The sequence below is a fragment of the Thalassotalea euphylliae genome, assembly GCF_003390395.1.
Classification (GTDB): Bacteria; Pseudomonadota; Gammaproteobacteria; order Enterobacterales; family Alteromonadaceae; genus Thalassotalea_F; species Thalassotalea_F euphylliae_C.
The window spans coordinates 3492110-3510936 of record NZ_QUOV01000001.1; the positions used below are offsets into that span (position 1 = coordinate 3492110).

Annotated in this window: 17 protein-coding genes; 8 read left to right on the forward strand and 9 right to left on the reverse strand. The window is 42.5% G+C overall.

Annotated features, from left to right (window positions below):
- Positions 1-514: 514 nt before the first annotated feature.
- The 8 genes from DXX92_RS15380 to yacG all read left to right on the forward strand — a co-directional run bounded on the left by DXX92_RS15380 (position 515) and on the right by yacG (position 7254).
- The gene (locus DXX92_RS15380) at positions 515-949 is read left to right on the forward strand and encodes a pilin (RefSeq protein WP_116001265.1); all 435 of its coding nucleotides are present in this window, start codon (positions 515-517) and stop codon (positions 947-949) included.
- Positions 950-992: 43 nt separating this feature from the next.
- On the forward strand, positions 993-1385 hold the full coding sequence (locus tag DXX92_RS19340; RefSeq protein ID WP_116001267.1) for a pilin: 393 nt from the start codon (positions 993-995) through the stop codon (positions 1383-1385).
- An 85-nt stretch (positions 1386-1470) separates the two neighbouring features.
- Positions 1471-3174, forward strand: coding sequence for a type IV-A pilus assembly ATPase PilB (pilB, locus tag DXX92_RS15390; RefSeq protein ID WP_116001269.1), 1704 nt, complete (start codon positions 1471-1473; stop codon positions 3172-3174).
- Between the two features lie 48 nt (positions 3175-3222).
- A complete protein-coding gene (locus DXX92_RS15395) occupies positions 3223-4497 on the forward strand; it encodes a type II secretion system F family protein (protein ID WP_116001271.1) in 1275 nt (424 codons plus the stop codon).
- A 91-nt stretch (positions 4498-4588) separates the two neighbouring features.
- Complete coding sequence (locus tag DXX92_RS15400; RefSeq protein ID WP_116001273.1) at positions 4589-5476, forward strand: prepilin peptidase; 888 nt, start codon at positions 4589-4591, stop codon at positions 5474-5476.
- A 52-nt stretch (positions 5477-5528) separates the two neighbouring features.
- On the forward strand, positions 5529-6125 hold the full coding sequence (gene coaE / locus DXX92_RS15405) for a dephospho-CoA kinase (protein WP_116001275.1): 597 nt from the start codon (positions 5529-5531) through the stop codon (positions 6123-6125).
- Between the two features lie 105 nt (positions 6126-6230).
- Complete coding sequence (zapD, locus tag DXX92_RS15410; protein ID WP_116001277.1) at positions 6231-6974, forward strand: cell division protein ZapD; 744 nt, start codon at positions 6231-6233, stop codon at positions 6972-6974.
- Positions 6975-7017: 43 nt separating this feature from the next.
- Complete coding sequence (gene yacG, locus DXX92_RS15415) at positions 7018-7254, forward strand: DNA gyrase inhibitor YacG (RefSeq protein WP_116002461.1); 237 nt, start codon at positions 7018-7020, stop codon at positions 7252-7254.
- 75 nt (positions 7255-7329) lie between these two features.
- Here the strand turns inward: yacG and mutT are convergent, their stop codons facing one another.
- The 9 genes from mutT to murC form a co-directional block, all read right to left on the reverse strand.
- Complete coding sequence (gene mutT / locus DXX92_RS15420) at positions 7330-7728, reverse strand: 8-oxo-dGTP diphosphatase MutT (RefSeq protein WP_116001279.1); 399 nt, start codon at positions 7726-7728, stop codon at positions 7330-7332.
- A 364-nt stretch (positions 7729-8092) separates the two neighbouring features.
- Positions 8093-10795 carry a preprotein translocase subunit SecA gene (secA, locus tag DXX92_RS15425; RefSeq protein WP_116001281.1) on the reverse strand — a complete coding sequence of 901 codons (2703 nt, stop codon included), beginning with the start codon at positions 10793-10795 and terminating at the stop codon, positions 8093-8095.
- Between the two features lie 93 nt (positions 10796-10888).
- Positions 10889-11788 carry a M23 family metallopeptidase gene (locus DXX92_RS15430; RefSeq protein ID WP_116001282.1) on the reverse strand — a complete coding sequence of 300 codons (900 nt, stop codon included), beginning with the start codon at positions 11786-11788 and terminating at the stop codon, positions 10889-10891.
- 247 nt (positions 11789-12035) lie between these two features.
- The gene (gene lpxC / locus DXX92_RS15435) at positions 12036-12950 is read right to left on the reverse strand and encodes a UDP-3-O-acyl-N-acetylglucosamine deacetylase (protein WP_116001284.1); all 915 of its coding nucleotides are present in this window, start codon (positions 12948-12950) and stop codon (positions 12036-12038) included.
- 175 nt (positions 12951-13125) lie between these two features.
- Complete coding sequence (gene ftsZ / locus DXX92_RS15440) at positions 13126-14277, reverse strand: cell division protein FtsZ (protein WP_116001286.1); 1152 nt, start codon at positions 14275-14277, stop codon at positions 13126-13128.
- Positions 14278-14361: 84 nt separating this feature from the next.
- Positions 14362-15597 (reverse strand): cell division protein FtsA, encoded by a 1236-nt coding sequence (gene ftsA / locus DXX92_RS15445; RefSeq protein ID WP_116001288.1) that lies wholly within the window; start codon positions 15595-15597, stop codon positions 14362-14364.
- 4 nt (positions 15598-15601) lie between these two features.
- Positions 15602-16384: a cell division protein FtsQ/DivIB gene (locus DXX92_RS15450; RefSeq protein WP_116001290.1), complete on the reverse strand. Its 783-nt coding sequence runs from the start codon at positions 16382-16384 to the stop codon at positions 15602-15604.
- A gap of 25 nt (positions 16385-16409) precedes the next feature.
- Positions 16410-17336, reverse strand: a complete 927-nt coding sequence (locus DXX92_RS15455; RefSeq protein ID WP_116001292.1) for a D-alanine--D-alanine ligase — start codon at positions 17334-17336, stop codon at positions 16410-16412.
- Positions 17336-18796 (reverse strand): UDP-N-acetylmuramate--L-alanine ligase, encoded by a 1461-nt coding sequence (gene murC / locus DXX92_RS15460; RefSeq protein ID WP_116002462.1) that lies wholly within the window; start codon positions 18794-18796, stop codon positions 17336-17338. The genes DXX92_RS15455 and murC overlap by 1 nt, the downstream gene beginning before the upstream one ends.
- Between the last annotated feature and the right edge of the window lie 31 nt (positions 18797-18827).

The window sequence follows — 18827 nt, forward strand, 5'->3', positions numbered from 1 at the left end:
CTCAGCCAAATAAAGCACACCTTAACATCATCATCCGATATGCACGAATGGATTAAGGCAAAGCTAGAGCCTTTAAACTTTCGTTTATTATAGGTATATATCTAACAATTAAACTAGAAAACGAGTCGTTAAATACAATATTTAATGCTCAAATTTCTATTTTCGGTAACTACAAAAGTTCCATTCAAGTTACCCCTAGTTTTACATTGAATGTTTTTGGGACAAACAAGGGCAATCACTTTCATCAATTAAAAGCCTGAGAACTTGAACCTTATCTGTAGTTTTACCTAAGTAACTGATTTCAATTCGCTGACTCCAAATCTCAGACTTTCATTTCAAAACTCGCTACCAAATAAAACCATATCCAACAGACAAATGTAAACAACATGTTAACAACAGGCCAGGTTACAGTAATTATCAAAAAAACACAAAAAAATAAGTTACATTGTTTTACATCTCTGGCTTTTTATTGCACTATGTTTCCAGCCCCCGTAATAAAGATGGAATTATTATTATGAATAAAATCCAAAACATTCAAAAGAAAGCCCAAAAGGGTTTTACGTTAATCGAACTAATGATCGTTGTTGCGATCATCGGTATTCTAGCTGCGGTAGCATTGCCTGCTTATCAGACATATACAGAGAAATCACGTTTCTCTGAAGTTGTTCTTGCGGTAGGTAGTGTGAAATCAGCAATGGACGTATGTATCCAAGTTAACGGCGGCATTGCCAATTGTGATACAGCCGCTAAGATTGGTATTGACTTAACAGATGCTGCACGAGGCAATGAAGTAACGTCTATTACAATTGCAGCAAGCTCAGGCGCTATCACTGGAACTGGAACAGACGGTCTAGGTGCTTCTGGTGCTAACTCTACATACATTTTAACGCCACAATCAGACGGAACTTGGGATCAAACAGGAACGTGTGTTGCGAATGGTGTTTGTTAATAAGTAATATTGACAAAAGGCTCTTTACAGAGCCTTTTTTATTATGAACTCCAAAGGTTTTACACTCATAGAATTAATGATTGTCGTTGCTATAATTGGCATTTTAGCCGCAATCTCCCTTCCTCAATATCGAACGTTTGCTGAAAAGTCTCAATTCACAAATGTAGTGCTCGCTGTTGATTCAGTTAAGTCGGCGATGGAGGTTTGTATCCAAACCAAGAAAGCCATGTCGGAATGTAACACAGCACAAAAAATTGGCATTAATCTAGCTACTTCAGCACGTAGTGAATACGTTGATAATATAACAATAAATTCGACAACTAATGCAATATCTGGCACAGGAAAAGACTCTAGCGCCTCTACTTATATATTAACTCCAACAGTCAGTGGTAACTGGCAAAATTCAGGTAGCTGTTTGACTAATGGGGTTTGCTAGAAGACATATATACTCCTTTTAAGTCGTTTATTTTTGTTTTTTGTGTAAAATGAAAATAATTCCTTCTTAAGATCAACAACTAACAATGAAAAGCTTTCATCAACAATCAAGCTTACTGTCCGCTCTAGCGAAAAATAATTTAATTGCCGCAAGTCAGGCTGAAGTTATTAGTGAAGAATATGCAAAGCAAGAAAAATCGATCATTAAGTTTTTAGTTGAAGACAAAAAGATCAATGGAAAATCTATAGCTTCAATATTTTCTCGTTCTTTTGGTTATCCACTAATAGACTTGAAACAATTTGATATTTCATTAGTACCTGAAGGTATCCGCAATGAAAAGCTAATTCGGAAACATAACGCTTTACCTCTTTTTTTGAGGGGTAAAGTTCTATTTGTCGCTATGTCCGATCCAACTGATATTGATGCACTAGAGGATATTCAGTTTAATACAGGCTACACGACAGAGTTAGTGATTACTGACGAAAGTAGTCTACATGAGGCTATAGAATCCGCATTAGAAACCGATGCTGATGCACTAGATATCTCAGATATAGACTCGGAAGCACTTTCAGGTTTAGAAGTTCAAGAAGAAAAAAACGATAATGAGCCAATTGGTCAAGAGCAAGATGATGCTCCAATCGTTGTTTATATTAATAAAATTCTATTAGACGCGATAAAAAAAGGGGCTTCAGATTTACATTTCGAGCCTTACGAACATTCCTATCGAATACGCTTTCGTATCGATGGGATTTTAAATGAAATAGCCAAACCTCCTGTTGCATTAGCTTCTAGAATGGCTGCCCGCTTAAAAGTCATGTCTAAGCTAGACATTGCAGAACGACGCGTACCACAAGATGGTCGTATAAAACTTGCATTATCTAAGAAGAAATCTATCGATTTCCGTGTTTCTACACTGCCCACTATGTGGGGTGAAAAAATTGTAATGCGGATATTGGATTCTTCTAGTGCAATGCTCGGCATCGATATGCTTGGCTACGAAGCAGACCAAAAAGACATTTATATGGAAGCCCTAGATCAGCCGCAAGGTATGATTTTAGTTACCGGGCCGACAGGCTCTGGTAAAACGGTCTCGCTTTATACTGGTTTAAATATTCTCAATACCGCTGAGCGCAATATATCAACGGCTGAAGACCCCGTGGAAATCAACCTAGAAGGGATTAATCAAGTTCAAATTAATACTAAGGCTGGGCTTACCTTCCCCGGTGCTCTTCGCTCTTTTCTGCGACAAGATCCCGATATTGTGATGGTTGGTGAGATTCGTGACTTAGAAACTGCAGAAATAGCTATTAAAGCGGCACAAACAGGCCACTTAGTGCTATCAACTCTTCACACTAACTCCGCAGCGGAAACACTTACACGTTTACTTAATATGGGGGTTCCAGCATTTAATGTTGCGAGCTCAGTCAGCATTATTATTGCCCAACGTCTAGCTCGTAGACTTTGTACACAGTGTAAAGCACCGGATGATGTGCCGCATGAGCACCTCAGGCAACTAGGCTTTCCTGAAGATAAGTTGGGGGCTTTTACGATTTATAAGCCTGTTGGTTGTGACGATTGCACAGGGGGCTATAAAGGGCGAGTTGGTATTTACGAAGTAGTCAAAATCACGCCCGAAGTAGCCAGTATAATAATGGAGGGAGGTAACTCACTCGACATAGCCCGCCAGTTCCAAAAAGAGGGCTACAATAATTTGAGACAATCTGGCATAGTAAAAGCGATGAGCGGTATTACAAGCCTTGAAGAGGTTAATCGTGTTACTGCTAATTAAATTAGCTCGGCTAAATATAAAATACGATAAGGCGCAGAGGAAGTTAACATGGCAGTAAGTTCCGCATCAAAAAGCTCCCCGAAAAAAAGTAAAAATAAAGATGTCAAAACTAAAGTAAACGATACTTTCATTTGGCAAGGGGTAAACAGGAAAGGTAAAAAGATCTCTGGTGAACTTTCTGCTTCCAATGTACTTGAACTTAAAGCTCAACTCAGAAAGCAAGGAGTCACGCCCGGTAAAATAAAGAAAAAGCCAAAACCATTATTTGGCATTGGCGGCGGAGCAAAGCCTATTTCTCCTGCCGACATCGCAACTATGACACGTCAATTATCGACGATGCTTGGAGCAGGAGTTCCACTTGTTCAAAGCGTCGAAATGATAGCTAAAGGTAATGATAACCCCAATATGCAAAAACTGCTTGGTGAAATAGGAGCTAAGTTAGCATCAGGTTTGCCATTGTCTGAATGCCTTCGAGAGCACCCTAAATATTTTGATGACCTGTATTGTGATTTAGTTGCATCTGGCGAACAATCGGGTGCACTTGAAACTATCTATGATCGTATTGCAACATATAAAGAAAAAGCTGAAGCACTAAAAGCTAAAATAAAAAAAGCGTTAACATACCCTGTAGCCGTATTAGTCGTTGCCTTTATCGTAACGTCCATACTACTTATCTTTGTAGTTCCAGTCTTCCAAGAGATATTTAATAACTTTGGTGCAGAATTACCAGCATTTACTTTATTGGTAATTGCTATATCTGAATTTATGCAGGCATACTGGTATATAGGACTTGGTGCGTTGTTTATTGCTGGCTTTTTATTTAAACGAGCTCACAATAATAGTCAGCAAATAAGAGATAACGTTGACCAAGCTATTCTAAAACTTCCAGTTGTGGGAGACATATTAAATAAGGCAGCCGTCGCACGATACGCTCGAACACTTTCAACAACTTTCGCCGCAGGTGTACCATTAGTCGATGCCTTAGAATCCGCTGCTGGAGCATCAGGTAATGCGGTATACCGTGACGCTATTTTAGAGATTCGCTCCGAAGTATCTTCAGGTATGCAAATGAACTTAGCGATGAGAAATTCACAAATATTCCCAGATATGGTAATTCAAATGGTATCTATCGGCGAGGAATCTGGTGCTGTAGACGATATGCTAGCTAAAGTGGCAACAGTCTATGAGGCTGAAGTTGATAACGCTGTCGATAATCTTACAAGCTTACTTGAACCCTTGATTATGTCAGTTTTAGGTGTTGTGATTGGTGGCTTAATCATCGCAATGTACTTGCCAATATTCCAGATTGGACAGGTTGTATAGTTCCATTTTTATTGATAACGTCGCGATTAAAGCCATTGGTACACAATGGCTTTTTTAGTTTTACTAAGTATATAAATTTTGAGTTTGAAACATGTTAGAAAACACTATTTCCGCTTTTGAGCAATTCCCATGGTTTTATTTAGGTACTGTGTTTGTGTTTTCGCTAATGGTCGGCAGCTTCCTCAATGTTGTTATTTATCGCTTACCTAAAATGATGGAGCTTGGTTGGTACCTTGAATGTCGCGAATTTTTAAAAGATGAAGTATCAGAAAAACCGACGCGAGATGTTACCCCTATTTCTCTCTCCAAACCTAACTCCACATGCCCCAAATGCGGCCACGCAATTAAGGCTTATGAAAACATCCCGGTAGTCAGTTGGCTTTTTCTAAAAGGTAAATGCAGTAGTTGCAGCACTAAAATATCCAAACGTTACCCGCTTGTTGAGTTTTCAACTGCACTGCTCGGGTTAGCGGTTGCGATTCATTTCGGCGTTACTTGGGTCGCCGCTTGGGTTCTATTACTAACCTTTGCACTTGTTGCCCTAACCATGATCGATTTAGATCATATGTTACTGCCAGACCAAATCACTCTTCCATTTCTATGGCTAGGTTTACTCATCAACCTTAATGGCCTTATAGTGCCCGTTGAAGACGCTGTTATTGGTGCTACTGCAGGTTATATGAGTTTGTTTTCTGTTTTTTGGTTATTCAAACTAATCACCGGCAAGGATGGCATGGGTCATGGTGATTTCAAGCTAGTTGCATTGTTTGGTGCTTGGATGGGCTGGCAACTCTTACCGCTACTAATTTTAATGGCTTCTTTTGTCGGCGCTATCGTTGGTATTTCATTAATGCTATTTAAAAATCATCAACGAGATCAGGCAATCCCATTTGGCCCATACTTAGCTGTTGCTGGTTGGATATGTCTACTTTGGGGTGAATCAATCTGGCAATGGTACTTATCCACCCTAGCTCTTTAGTTTCCAAAGATGAAAAATTGAGTTAACAGCAATTTAGGAAAACACAACGCGTATGATTATTGGGTTAACTGGTGGCATTGGTAGCGGTAAAACCACCGTCGCCAATTATTTTGCGAATTTGGGTATTGATATTATCGATGCTGATATTGTTGCTAGAGAAGTTGTTGAACCTGGCACTATAGGGCTAACGAAAATTACCGACCATTTCGGCGAACAGGTACTAAAAACTGATGGTAGCCTCAATCGAGAAAAATTGAGGCAAATCGTTTTTACTGACAGCAATGCAAAACAATGGCTCAATCAGTTACTTCATCCGATGATCCGAACAGAGATATTTACTCAATTATCCAAAGCCAAATCTCCATACAAGCTACTGGTTGCACCTCTACTAATTGAAAATGGTTTAGACGCGCAAGTTGATAACGTTTTAGTCGTCGATATCACCGAAGAACAGCAGCTTGAGCGAACGTTAAAGCGAGATAACTCCACGCCAGAAGTTATAAACAACATAATTTCAGCCCAAGTCTCACGTGAAGAACGATTAGCCAAAGCAGATGACGTTATTGACAACAGCAGCGCTAACTTAGCTGATGTTGAGCAGCAAGTTCACAATCTTCACAAAAAATATCTTTCGCTAGCAGCAAGTTAGTGAGCTTCTAGTAAACACAAGAAAATGACAATTTAATGAAAAAATTCGCCATTTAGATCATCAATCGTTAGTATAACCTGATAGATCCACCTAGCTACTGTTACGATGTCAGTTTTATACGAGCACCCGCTTAATGAGCGCATACGCAACTACTTAAAACTTGAGCAACTTTTTGTTCAAGCCCACAATTGTGATGCCCAATATATTACTGATAATTATCAAGTATTTTTCAATGCATTATTTGCTATATTTGACACCCTAGATCGCAATGATATTCGCGGTGAATTGATAAAAGACCTTGAACGGCTCGAACAGCATTTAGTCATGTGGTCAAAATCACCTGATATCGACAGCAAAGCGTTAGAAAAAAACCTTCAACAAATCGTAGGTTATGTTTGCCAACTCAGAGTAAACAAGCAAGCATGGCACGAGCTTCGACAAGACAAGTTACTAGGCTCAATTAAACAACGCTTCGCTATTCAAGGCGGGAGCTCTCTATTTGACCTACCACAACTGCAGTATTGGCTCGCAAGAGCGCAAAATTACACCCTCTCAGATATGGAAAACTGGCTAGCTAAGTTCGCACTATTACGTGATGCAATTTCTCTGGTGTTAAAATTCATTCGCCAACGAGGAAGTTTCGAAGCCATTGAATGTGATTCTGGCTTTTATCAAGACAATGGTGAAGGTTTGCTGCTGTTACGCATAAAAGTGCCAGAAGGTGCGGAATACTACCCAACCATAAGCGGCAATCGTTTTCGCTACTCCATTCGATTTATGCTGCCCTGTCAGCAAACAGGTCGCAAATACTCCAAGCAAACGACGCAGTTTGAACTTGCCCGCTGCTAACGCTATACTCGCCGCCATTAACTCTCCAAAAAATTCTATATTTATGGCAACCACAGTCAAATGTCCTACGTGTGATAAACCTGTTGCTTGGCAAGCAAGCAGCGAATATCGCCCTTTTTGTTCAGAGCGCTGCAAATTAATTGATTTAGGTGACTGGGCTGAAGAAAACCATAAAATTTCGCAGCCTGTGCAAAGTGCGGAGCCTATGTCAGAAGAGATGATTGACGCCTTGGAAGAGCAGTTCTTACAGCATCATAAGTTTTTTGTTGAACCTGAATAATATAACTAGCTATGTGCCTTTAGAAGCCACTCATTACGAGTGGCTTTTTAATTTAGATACTACTTCACTGTAAATTTATTTTTGAGCGTATAGCGCTGTCAGCTTTTCGACTATCGCAAGGTTTGCTTCTGGGAACTCGATAGCCGCTAATTCACTAATGCTTGCCCACTGCTGCTCATTACCTTCTTGTGAGTTAGGTTCACCGCTAAACTGATCGACAATGAAAATAGCTAACTTAACTTGTTTGTCACCATAATCATGGCTGATTTCCATCAATGGCTGACAAGCAAGTATATCGATATCAACTTCTTCTTTAAGCTCTCTAGCTAGCGCTTGGGCAACCGTTTCTTCAGATTCAACCTTACCCCCAGGAAATTCCCATTTACCTCCCTGATGTACATCTGAGTGTCTTCTAGTAAGGAATACACTCTCATCTTGAATAATCACGCCTACTGCTACATGTACTAATTTCATCTAACCTCTCTTTTATTAATTTTCTTATTGATTAGAGCGTGGTGATCTTTCGAGGTTGAGTTTTGTTCAAGCTAAACGCTTTCTAATCACGGCGCTCGGTTTGTGGCATAGTTGTTCTACGTAAAAACCGAGCAACAAAGAGCAGGAAGCGTTTAGGTGAACCTTTCAGGCAGCGCCTGTTTGGCTTCTCTACTGCGTTGTCGCACCTTTATGTAGAATAGCTCCGCCTTGTATAAAACCCAAACAGACTGCTGCAAAAACAACCCTGAAAGGTCAACACGCTCTATACTGCGGTTTTTAAACGGCATCAAAAAAGGGGATATCAATCCCCTTTTTGTTTTACATCAGTGACCTATTGATAAGGTTAGCTTAACTTACCACAACACTGCTTGTACTTTTTACCTGAGCCACAAGGACATGGGTCATTGCGACCAACACGAGGTTGGCGTTGTTGCGGCGCTACTTCGTTTTCAGCGCTTTGGTGCTCAAAGTTTTTAGGAACTTCTTCTGCTTTACGGTGTTGTTCTTCTACCGCTTCAACATCTGATTCCGCCTGAATTTTAACTTTACTCAAAATACCAACAACGTCATATTTCAAGTTATCCAGCATCTCTGAGAATAATTCGAATGACTCACGCTTATATTCTTGCTTAGGGTTTTTCTGAGCATAACCGCGTAAGTGAATACCTTGGCGTAAGTGATCCATCGCTGATAAATGCTCTTTCCAGTGCGAATCAAGGCTTTGCAGCATTACCGCTTTCTCGAACTGGCGAAGCACATCAGCACCAACCATTTCTTCTTTTTCGCTGTAAGTGTTTTCAAATTCACCAACGATTTTTTCACGTAATGTTTCTTCGTGCAGGCTCTTATCTTCTGCTAACCAATTAGCAATTGGCAATTCAGTATTGAACTCGCCTTTTAAGCGCTCTTCTAAACCTGTTACATCCCACATCTCTTCTAACGATTGTGGTGGAATATGCTGGTCAATCACACCGTTTATAACATCAGAGCGAACAACCGAAATTACTTCACCAATTTCGCTTTCATCTAATAGCTCATTACGTTGCTCGTAAATCACTTTACGTTGATCGTTGGCTACGTCATCGAATTCAAGAAGCTGTTTACGAATGTCAAAGTTACGGCCCTCAACTTTGCGCTGTGCGTTTTCAATGCTCTTGGTTACCCATGGGTGCTCAATAGCTTCGCCACGCTCCATACCTAACTTGCGCATCATATTAGCAATACGCTCAGAAGCGAAAATACGCATCAAGCCATCTTCCATCGATAAGTAGAAACGAGACGAACCCGCATCACCTTGACGACCAGCACGACCACGTAATTGGTTATCAATTCGACGTGACTCATGACGCTCTGTCGCGATAATGTGTAAACCGCCAAGTTCAAGCACTTTGTCATGCTCTTCTTGCCACGCTGCTTTGGCTTTTTCTACTTGCTCTTCGGTTGGGTTATTTAGCTTGGCAAGGGCAGCGTCTAAATTACCACCTAAGACGATATCGGTACCACGACCCGCCATATTCGTAGCAATAGTTACTGCGCCTGTTTTACCCGCTTCGGCAACAATTTCAGCTTCCTGCGCGTGGAACTTAGCATTGAGTACTTTATGCTTAATCTTTGCTTTTTTAAGGAATGCAGACAAGAATTCAGAAGTTTCGATGCTAATCGTACCAACCAATACTGGCTGACCACGTTCAACACAATCTTTGATGTCTTCAAGAATGGCTTCGTATTTTTCTTCAGCCGTCAAATAGATTAAATCAGCCATGTCTTTACGGATCATCTCGCGGTTAGTTGGGATGATGACCGTTTCTAAACCATAGATATGGTTAAATTCGAATGCTTCAGTATCAGCAGTACCTGTCATACCGGAGAGCTTTTCGTAAATTCGGAAGAAATTTTGGAAAGTAATAGAAGCAAGCGTTTGGTTTTCGTTTTGAATACGTACGCCTTCTTTGGCTTCAACTGCTTGATGTAAGCCTTCAGACCAACGACGACCTTCCATCGTGCGGCCAGTGTGCTCATCTACGATAACGATCTCATCGTCTTTAACGATGTAATCAACGTCTTTTTGGAATAAGTTATGAGCACGTAATGCCGCCATAACGTGGTGAAGCAATGAAATATTAGCCGCAGCGAATAAAGACTCTCCTTCTTTAATCAGGCCACGTTCTTGAAGAATCTCTTCAATATTCACTTGGCCACGCTCAGTTAAGTAAATCTGCTTGGCTTTCTCGTCAATGGTGTAATCGCCAACCACAAAATCTTCAGATTGACCTGTATCTTCGTCTTTATCTTCTTCACTTTGACGCTCTAAGCCTGGCACTATGGTATTTATGGCACGGTAAAGCTCTGAACTATCTTCAGCCTGACCTGAGATAATTAACGGGGTACGCGCTTCGTCAATTAAAATTGAGTCAACCTCATCCACTACCGCAAAGTTTAGTGGGCGCTGAACGCGATCACCGGCAGAAAATGCCATGTTGTCGCGCAAATAATCAAAACCAAACTCGTTGTTAGTACCGTAGGTGATATCACTTTGATAAGCTTCATGCTTTTCAGGCTGCGACAGACCTGGAATATTACAGCCAACGGTTAGGCCAAGAAATGCAAATAATGGGCGAGACCAATCAGCATCACGTTTTGCTAAGTAGTCGTTCACCGTAACAACATGAACACCTTTACCAGAAAGCGCGTTTAAGTATGTTGGTAAAGTTGCCGTTAAGGTTTTACCTTCACCGGTGCGCATCTCAGCGATTTTGCCTTGATTAAGCACCATGCCACCAATCATTTGCACGTCGAAGTGACGCATGCCAAACACACGCTTACTTGCTTCACGTACAACGGCAAAAGCTTCTGGAAGAATGGCTTCTAATGACTCACCTTGTTCAATACGCGCTTTAAACTCAGCCGTTTTAGCTTTTAGCTCTTCATCACTAAGTGCTTCAATTGTTGGCTCTAAGGCATTAATTGTCGCGACTTCTTTGCGCATTTTCTTCAGAAGACGGTCGTTGCGACTTCCGAAAACTTTTGTCATTAACTTTACAAACATTTTGATAAACCAAATTTAGAAGACAATTCTTCAACTAATAAAAATTCATGCTGTGGCTCGCGCCACAACTAAAAAAGCGATTAAATCTAAGGGTTATTTTGCTTTGCGATAAACGTATTTTATCGGATTTATTTGGGTATTATTACGCAAGATCTCGTAATGCACATGCGGCCCAGTTGAGCGCCCTGTGCTTCCCATACGCGCAATAATTTGCCCTTTTTCTACCACATCACCCAACTCAACAAGCAGTTGCTTGTTATGACCATAGCGAGTTTTATAACCGTCACCATGATCAATTTCAATTAAGTTACCATAGCCGTATCGCTCACCTGACCAACTCACAATGCCAGATGCTGTCGCGATAATCGGTGCGTTTTCCTTACCCGCAAAATCAACGCCTTTATGCATCGCTGGGCGACCGTGGAATGGGTCTTTTCTCACCCCATAGTAAGATGACAACCAGCCTTTAACAATAGGTCGGCCAGACAAATAACTATTGCTTTGTATATGGTGACCAAGCGTCACTGATTCAAGTAGCATCAGTTGATTTTGTTCCTGAGCAACTTGCTGCTCTAGCGTTTCTATTTCAAGTAACAGCTCAGCAAGCGTTTTACTTTTCACTTGCTCGGGCGACTGAACAGGCCCACCGGCAGGTGGCTGCTGGTCAAAATTAAACTCTTTTTCAGAAATATTATTTTCTTCCGCAAGGCGATCACCAAGTGCATTAAGACGCAGTACTTGCGATTGCAGTTCAGCTAACTTTAACGTCAATGCAATGACTTGTTGCTTGTCTGATGAAGGCAATTCAGCTATTTGAGTTGTCGGCTCTATTGACGGTGAAGAGTTGGCAGGAATTGCATTAGCTGAAATGACTAAATGTATCACTAAACCTGAAATTAGGGCAAAAACAGATAACGCAGACAACCAATGAAACTTCGACAGCCTCATTGAGAACCTAACATTATTGCCGCGATATAAAAGGGTTAAACTCATAACTACTTGGTTTTAAACACACCATTTAACAATCAAAAATAAAACGGTGTCGTATTTGCCTTAATCTTATGCATAAATCGCTTATGCAGTTTTGTGATAATCTGCGGAACTTTGGCATAAATCCACGAAAAACTCAATGGCTTGGCATATTTGTACTGTGTTTGTAGAAAAACGAGCGTAAATAAAGCACATTAGAGCCTAGATACAAAAAAGGCCGGCATTGCCGACCTTTTCAATGAAGCATAAATTAGCTTGCTACACTTAGCTCTTGGAACATGGCTGGTGCACTGGCTTCATCTTCATATGTTACCCATTCCCATGCGTCTGTTTGCTTAAACACTTCGCGAAGCAAAATGTTATTTACCGCATGGCCTGATTTGAACGCGCGCAATTCACCAAGAATGCTAACGCCGCCCATGTATAAATCACCAATAGCATCAAGAATTTTGTGCTTCACAAATTCATCATCGTAACGAAGCTCGTCGCTATTGAGCATACGGTACTCATCTAGCACGATAGCATTTTCTAAACTGCCACCTAATGCTAGGTTATGAGAACGCAAAAACTCGATGTCTTTCATAAAGCCAAACGTACGAGCGCGGCTAATTTCTTTGATAAATGATGACGAGGTTAAGTCCATCGTCATGCTTTGACCTGTTTTTGAGATAACTGGATGCTCGAAGTCGATCGCAAAATCAACTTTAAAACCATTGTATGGTAAAAGCTCTGCCCACTTATCATCTTCCTCAACACGAATTGGCTTTTTAATACGTAAAAAGCGCTTAGCAGCATTTAACTCTTCTACGCCTACTGATTGAATCAAGTAGACGAAAGGCAATGCGCTGCCATCCATAATTGGGATTTCAGGCGAATCAACATCGATCACTAGGTTATCAATACCTAGCCCAGCAATAGCTGAAAGAAGGTGTTCGACGGTGGAAATCTTAACACCATCTTCATTCACTAAACACGTACATAAGGTCGTTTCACCAACAGCTTCTGGCGTTGCTTTAATATCAACCACTGGCTCCAAGTCTACACGACGGAACACAATGCCAGTATTAGCAGGTGCAGGACGGAGAGTAACCTTAACCTTCTCACCTTTGTGTAAACCAACACCGACTGCTGAAACGCTATCTTTTAATGTACGTTGTTTAATCATAGATCGCCTGTTCTTAAGTCAATAAAATTCGGATAACATCCGACCACCTTACTAAGCGGTTGCGTAATGTATCAAAATTTGTTTATCAAATCAAAAATACGGCCAAAGCCTGTACGATTTGTAACATTTAGCTGCTAGCCTAAATTGTTTAGCTGGCTAGCATCGCTATTAATAATTAGTCAGCTTGCTTGCGTAAGAAAGCTGGAATATCTAAATAGCTATCCAATTCTTTCGCTGACGTAGTCACGGGTGCTGACTCTGGTACTGCTGCTGTCATTGGCTCAGCTTGTGGTGCTGCAACATAGTCACCACCAACCACTTGCTGCTCAACCGCAGGTGCTGGATTAACTAACGTGATGTCTGGCTTGCGCTCTGCGCCGATACCCGTTGCGACTACGGTTACACGCAGTTCATCTGTCATTTCAGGGTCGATTACCGCACCAACAACAACTGTCGCATTTTCAGATGCGAAAGCTTTTACTTGGTTACCAACAGTTTCAAACTCGTCAATGCTGATATCCATGCCAGCGGTAATATTTACCAAAATACCGCGTGCACCCGCTAGGTCTACGTCTTCTAACAACGGGCTAGCAATTGCTGCTTCTGCAGCTTCTTGTGCACGGTCTTCACCAGATGCAATACCAGACCCCATCATTGCCGTTCCCATTTCAGACATTACGGTACGAACGTCAGCAAAGTCCACGTTGATTAGACCAGGGCGAGTAATCAGCTCAGCAATACCTTGAACTGCGCCAAGCAAAACATTGTTCGCGGCTTTGAATGCGTCAAGTAGTGACGTACCTGGGCCAAGCACTTTTAATAGCTTTTCGTTAGGGATAGTAATTAACGAGTCAACATGGTTTGCCAAGAACTCAATACCTTGGTCGGCGTAGTTCATACGCTTCTTACCTTCAAATGGGAAAGGCTTAGTCACGACAGCAACCGTTAATACACCCATTTCTTTAGCCACTTCTGCGACAACTGGCGCTGCGCCAGTACCAGTACCGCCGCCCATACCAGCAGCGATAAAGACCATGTCTGCACCTTCAAGCGTTTGCTTAATCGTTTCACGATCTTCTTCTGCTGCGCGGCGACCAATTTCGGGGTTCGCACCAGCACCTAAACCTTTAGTAACATCGCTGCCTAACTGCAAAGTCACATTGGCTGATGAATTACGCAAAGCCTGTGAATCAGTATTTGCGGTAATAAACTCAACACCTTCAATGGTTTGGCTTACCATATGCTCAACAGCGTTACCGCCGCCACCGCCAACACCAATGACCTTGATTACTGCTTCTTCGTTATGATCTTCCATCAATTCAAACATAATACTCTCTCCGTTTTTTAACGTTTTTGTTCCACCAAAAATTTAAACAACAATCACTATTCGCATCATTGCGAATAACGACAATTAAAACTCGCCTTTAAACCAGGCATGAACGCGTGACCATAAGTCCGTCACACCTTCTACATTCTTTTTCGCTTTCTCTTCGTTGCCACTTTCCTGCATGCCGTAATGCAACAAACCAACCACCGTTGAATAGCTTGGATCGCTCACATACTCATATAAACCTTCAACAGGTAATGGCTGGGCGATACGTACTGGCATTTGGAAGACTTCTTCAGCAAATTCCACTACACCTTCCATTTTCGAGGTCCCCCCCGTAAGCACAAAGCCCGCTGCGATTTGATCGGCTAAGCCCGCTTCGCGCAGTTCTTCTTGAATTAATTCAAATAATTCGTGATATCTCGGTTCAACCACTTCTGACAAGGTATGACGCGACATACTGCGTGCAGGTCTACCACCAACACTTGGCACTTCAATGCTTTCTTCCATGCTAACCATTTGGCGCAATGCACAGGCATACTGCACTTTGATCTCTTCTGCATGGCTAAGTGGTGTTCTGAAGATTTTCGAAATATCACTAGTAACCTGATTACCCGCGACAGGGATTACCGCTGTATGACGCAGTGCGCCACCAGTAAATACCGCTAAATCCATAGTGCCAGCACCAATATCAACGACACAGATGCCTAGCTCTTTTTCATCTTCTGTCACCACCGCGTAACTTGACGCCAATGCTGAGAAAATTAGTTGATCGGCTTTGAGTTCACAGCGCTCAACACATTTGACCAAGTTTTTCGCCATATCATTAGCGCAGGTAACAATATGCACTTTGGCTTCCATACGAACACCAGACATGCCTATCGGGCTTTTGATACCATCTTGGCAGTCGATACTAAATTCTTGTGGCAGCACGTGTAACATGCGACGCTCAGCAGAAATAGGGACAGAGCGTGCCGTGTGAATCACATTATCGACATCTTCCTGTACTACTTCGTTGTCACTGACTGGCACCATGCCGTTTTCGTTTTGACAGCTAATGTGCTTGCCAGAGATACCCAAGTAAATTGAACTAATGCGACAGTCCGCCATGAGTTCGGCTTCGTTGATGGCACGTTGAATGGATTGAATCACTAAATTCAAATCATTCACGCCGCCTTTATCCATACCACGTGATGGCTGATTACCGACCCCAACTATGCTGAGTTTGTTTTCTGGCGTCACTTCGCCAACGGCAACCGAGATCTTCGACGTTCCGATATCTAGGCCAACAACTAATTTTCTTTCTGCTACTTTCGCCATCAATTTACACTCTTTGCTCTTCAGGGGCTGGCTTCCAGCCAACCGCAACACCGGTATCGTAGCGAAGGTCAATGTAATCAATCACTTCGTCTTGTTTTTGATACTGTTTAATCTGTGGATAAATATCCATAAAGCGTTGTACACGTTGCACACGCTCTTCACGGCCTAAATTAATCTGTACGCCATCGCTTAACGTTAACTGCCAAGAAAAACGCTCTGACAGTACCAATTCGTTAATCGCCAAACTGCTGTAGGCCAACAGTTTGTTCAAGCTATGGTAATTTTCTAACGCCACCTGCTCACTGCCTTCAGGGCCAAAAAACGCTGGCAGCGGGTGATTTACACGCTCATGTGACGCCTGAAACGCCTTTCCGTATTGGTTAATAAAAAAGTCACCATTCCAACGAGCAATAGGCGCCTGATCAACCACATAAATCTTCAATTCGTTTGGCCATTGCTTACGCACTGACACCGAATACACCCAAGGCAATTGCGCAACACGCGCCTGCACTTGGTTAACATCCACTTTAAAAAAGTTGCCGATATTCAGTGGCGCTAATGCTGTTAACACATCGCTTTCGCGGGTGTATGGCATTTCGCCTGATATCGCCACATGCGTTACTGGCGAGGTTTCGGCTGAATTAAACTTCTGACCAATCAACCAAGCCACCGACAACAAGCCAACTACCACCATCAGAAAAAACGTCAACCCTAACCAAAACGTCCAATGCACGTTTGCTTTGGTTTCGTTTTTAGTAGCCAATGTTTTAGCTGATGCTCTTGCCATTAACTTTTTAAACCCTTACTAACTGCTATTTGTTTAAGCCAGCACTCTCAGCAATTCGCGAGACTAATTCGCTAAAGCCAATTCCTGCTGCTTGCGCCGCTTTAGGTACCAGTGACGTTTCTGTCATCCCTGGTACTGTATTAACTTCCAATACTTGCCAATCACCTTGTTCATTGCGCATCACATCAACGCGTCCCCACCCTTGGGCGTCAACTGCATCAAAGGCATGCTTCGCCAAGGCTTGCAAGGCTTGCTCATCTTGCTCAGGTAAACCGCTTGGGCAATGGTATAAGGTCGAATTACTTTGGTATTTCGCCTCGTAGTCATAAAACTCTCGCGGCGTCTCCATATGAATCGCTGGCAATGCGGTATCACCTAAAATCGAGACGGTATACTCTGGCCCATGAATCCAAGCTTCAACTAAAACACGCTCATCAAAACCAAAGGCTTCAATCAATGCATTTTCCAGTGCCTTAGCATTAGTGACTTTTGCCATCCCAATGCTTGAGCCTTCTTTAGCTGGCTTAACCATAGCGACACCGCCTAGCTCGGCTAACACAGCTTCACAATCAGCCATGTCAAATTGCGCTTGTTGAATTACTTTAAACGGCGCGGTTGGTAGCCCTTGAGCAAGTAATACTTGCTTGGTGCGCACTTTATCCATACAAAGCGCCGAACCTAAAACACCAGAACCTGTGTAATTGAGTCCCATAAACTCTAAAGCACCTTGCAGGCAACCATCTTCACCGCCACGACCATGCAAAGCGATAAACACACAATCAATATTTTTCTCAGCTAATGCTGAGAGCGGTACAGATTTGGTATCAATCAATTCAACGTGATAGCCGCTTTGCACCAGGCCATTGGCAATTGCTTTACCTGAGTTCAGTGACACTTCGCGTTCAGCCGATGTGCCGCCATAAAGCACGGCAATATTCTTAGTGGTCGTCATTAGCCATGCTCCTTGTCAGATGAAGTACTTTGCCTAAGGTTGAGTAATGGGCTAACCGCTAGTGAACGAGCCACTGCGCCAATATTGCCGGCCCCTTGCGTGATCACCATGTCATTTTCTTGTAGTTGCATGGCTAATAGCGATGGCAGCTTTTCAACATCAGAAACATAAACTGGCTCTAATTGGCCACGTTGACGAATGGCACGCGCCAATGATTTGCTATCTGCGCTTGGAATACTGGCTTCGCCAGCACTGTAAACATCAAGTAGGAATAGGCTGTCGACTTCTGACAACACTTCAACAAAATCTTCAAATAAATCACGGGTGCGCGAGTAGCGATGCGGTTGAAACACCATGACTAAACGTTTGTCTGGCCAGCCATTGCGCATGGCTTTAATGGTCGCTTCCACTTCTTTAGGGTGGTGACCGTAATCATCTACTAGCACCATATCGCCTGCTTCAGTGCTGAGAGCAGCAAGTTGCTCGAATCGACGCCCTATACCTTCAAATTCACTTAACGACTTAGTAATTGCGGTTTGATTAACGCCTTCATCATGAGCAACGGCAATCGCTGCCAAGGCATTTAGCACATTGTGCTCACCCGGCAGATTCAGCGTAACATCGAAATTGGTTACGTTATTAATAACCACATTAAAGCGGCTTTGACCGGCAGATTGTTCAAAATCTGTTGCACGAATATCGGCATCTTCGCTAAAGCCATAAGTGATCACTTGACGCGCAACTTTTGGCAATAATTCGCGCACTACAGGGTTATCAATGCAAAGCACAGCAATGCCGTAAAATGGCAGGTTATGCAAAAACTCTAAGTAAGTGTCTTTAAGTTTTTCGAAATCGCCGTCATAGGTTTCCATATGATCGGCGTCAATATTGGTGACCACAGCGACCATTGGTTGTAAATGCAAGAAGGAAGCATCCGACTCATCTGCTTCTGCCACTAAGTAGCGACTTGAGCCTAGTCTTGCATTGGTGCCAGCGCTGTTAAGTAAGCCGCCAATAACAAACGTTGGGTCAAGCTCGCCCTCAGCTAAGATGCTGGCGATAAGGCTCGTTGTTGTGGTTTTGCCATGAGTACCCGCAATAGCGATACCGTGGCGGAAACGCATTAGCTCGGCTAGCATCTCAGCGCGGCGCACCACAGGAATACGCTGTTCAAACGCCGCAGTGATCTCTGGGTTAGTTTTGTCAATGGCGGTAGACACGACAATCACGCTAGCACCATTGATATTCTCTGCTTGATGGCCAATATGCACTTGCGCTCCCAAGGCAACCAAGCGCTTTACGACAGCATTTTCCGCGATATCAGAGCCGCTGATTTGATAACCTTCATTTAATAGCACTTCAGCGATACCGCCCATGCCTGCGCCGCCTATCCCAACAAAGTGGATTTGCTTAACGCGGCGCATTTCAGGCACCTTAATCAGCGTATTTGCTTTATTCATTTCACTCACAGCGCTACTTACTACTTTATTC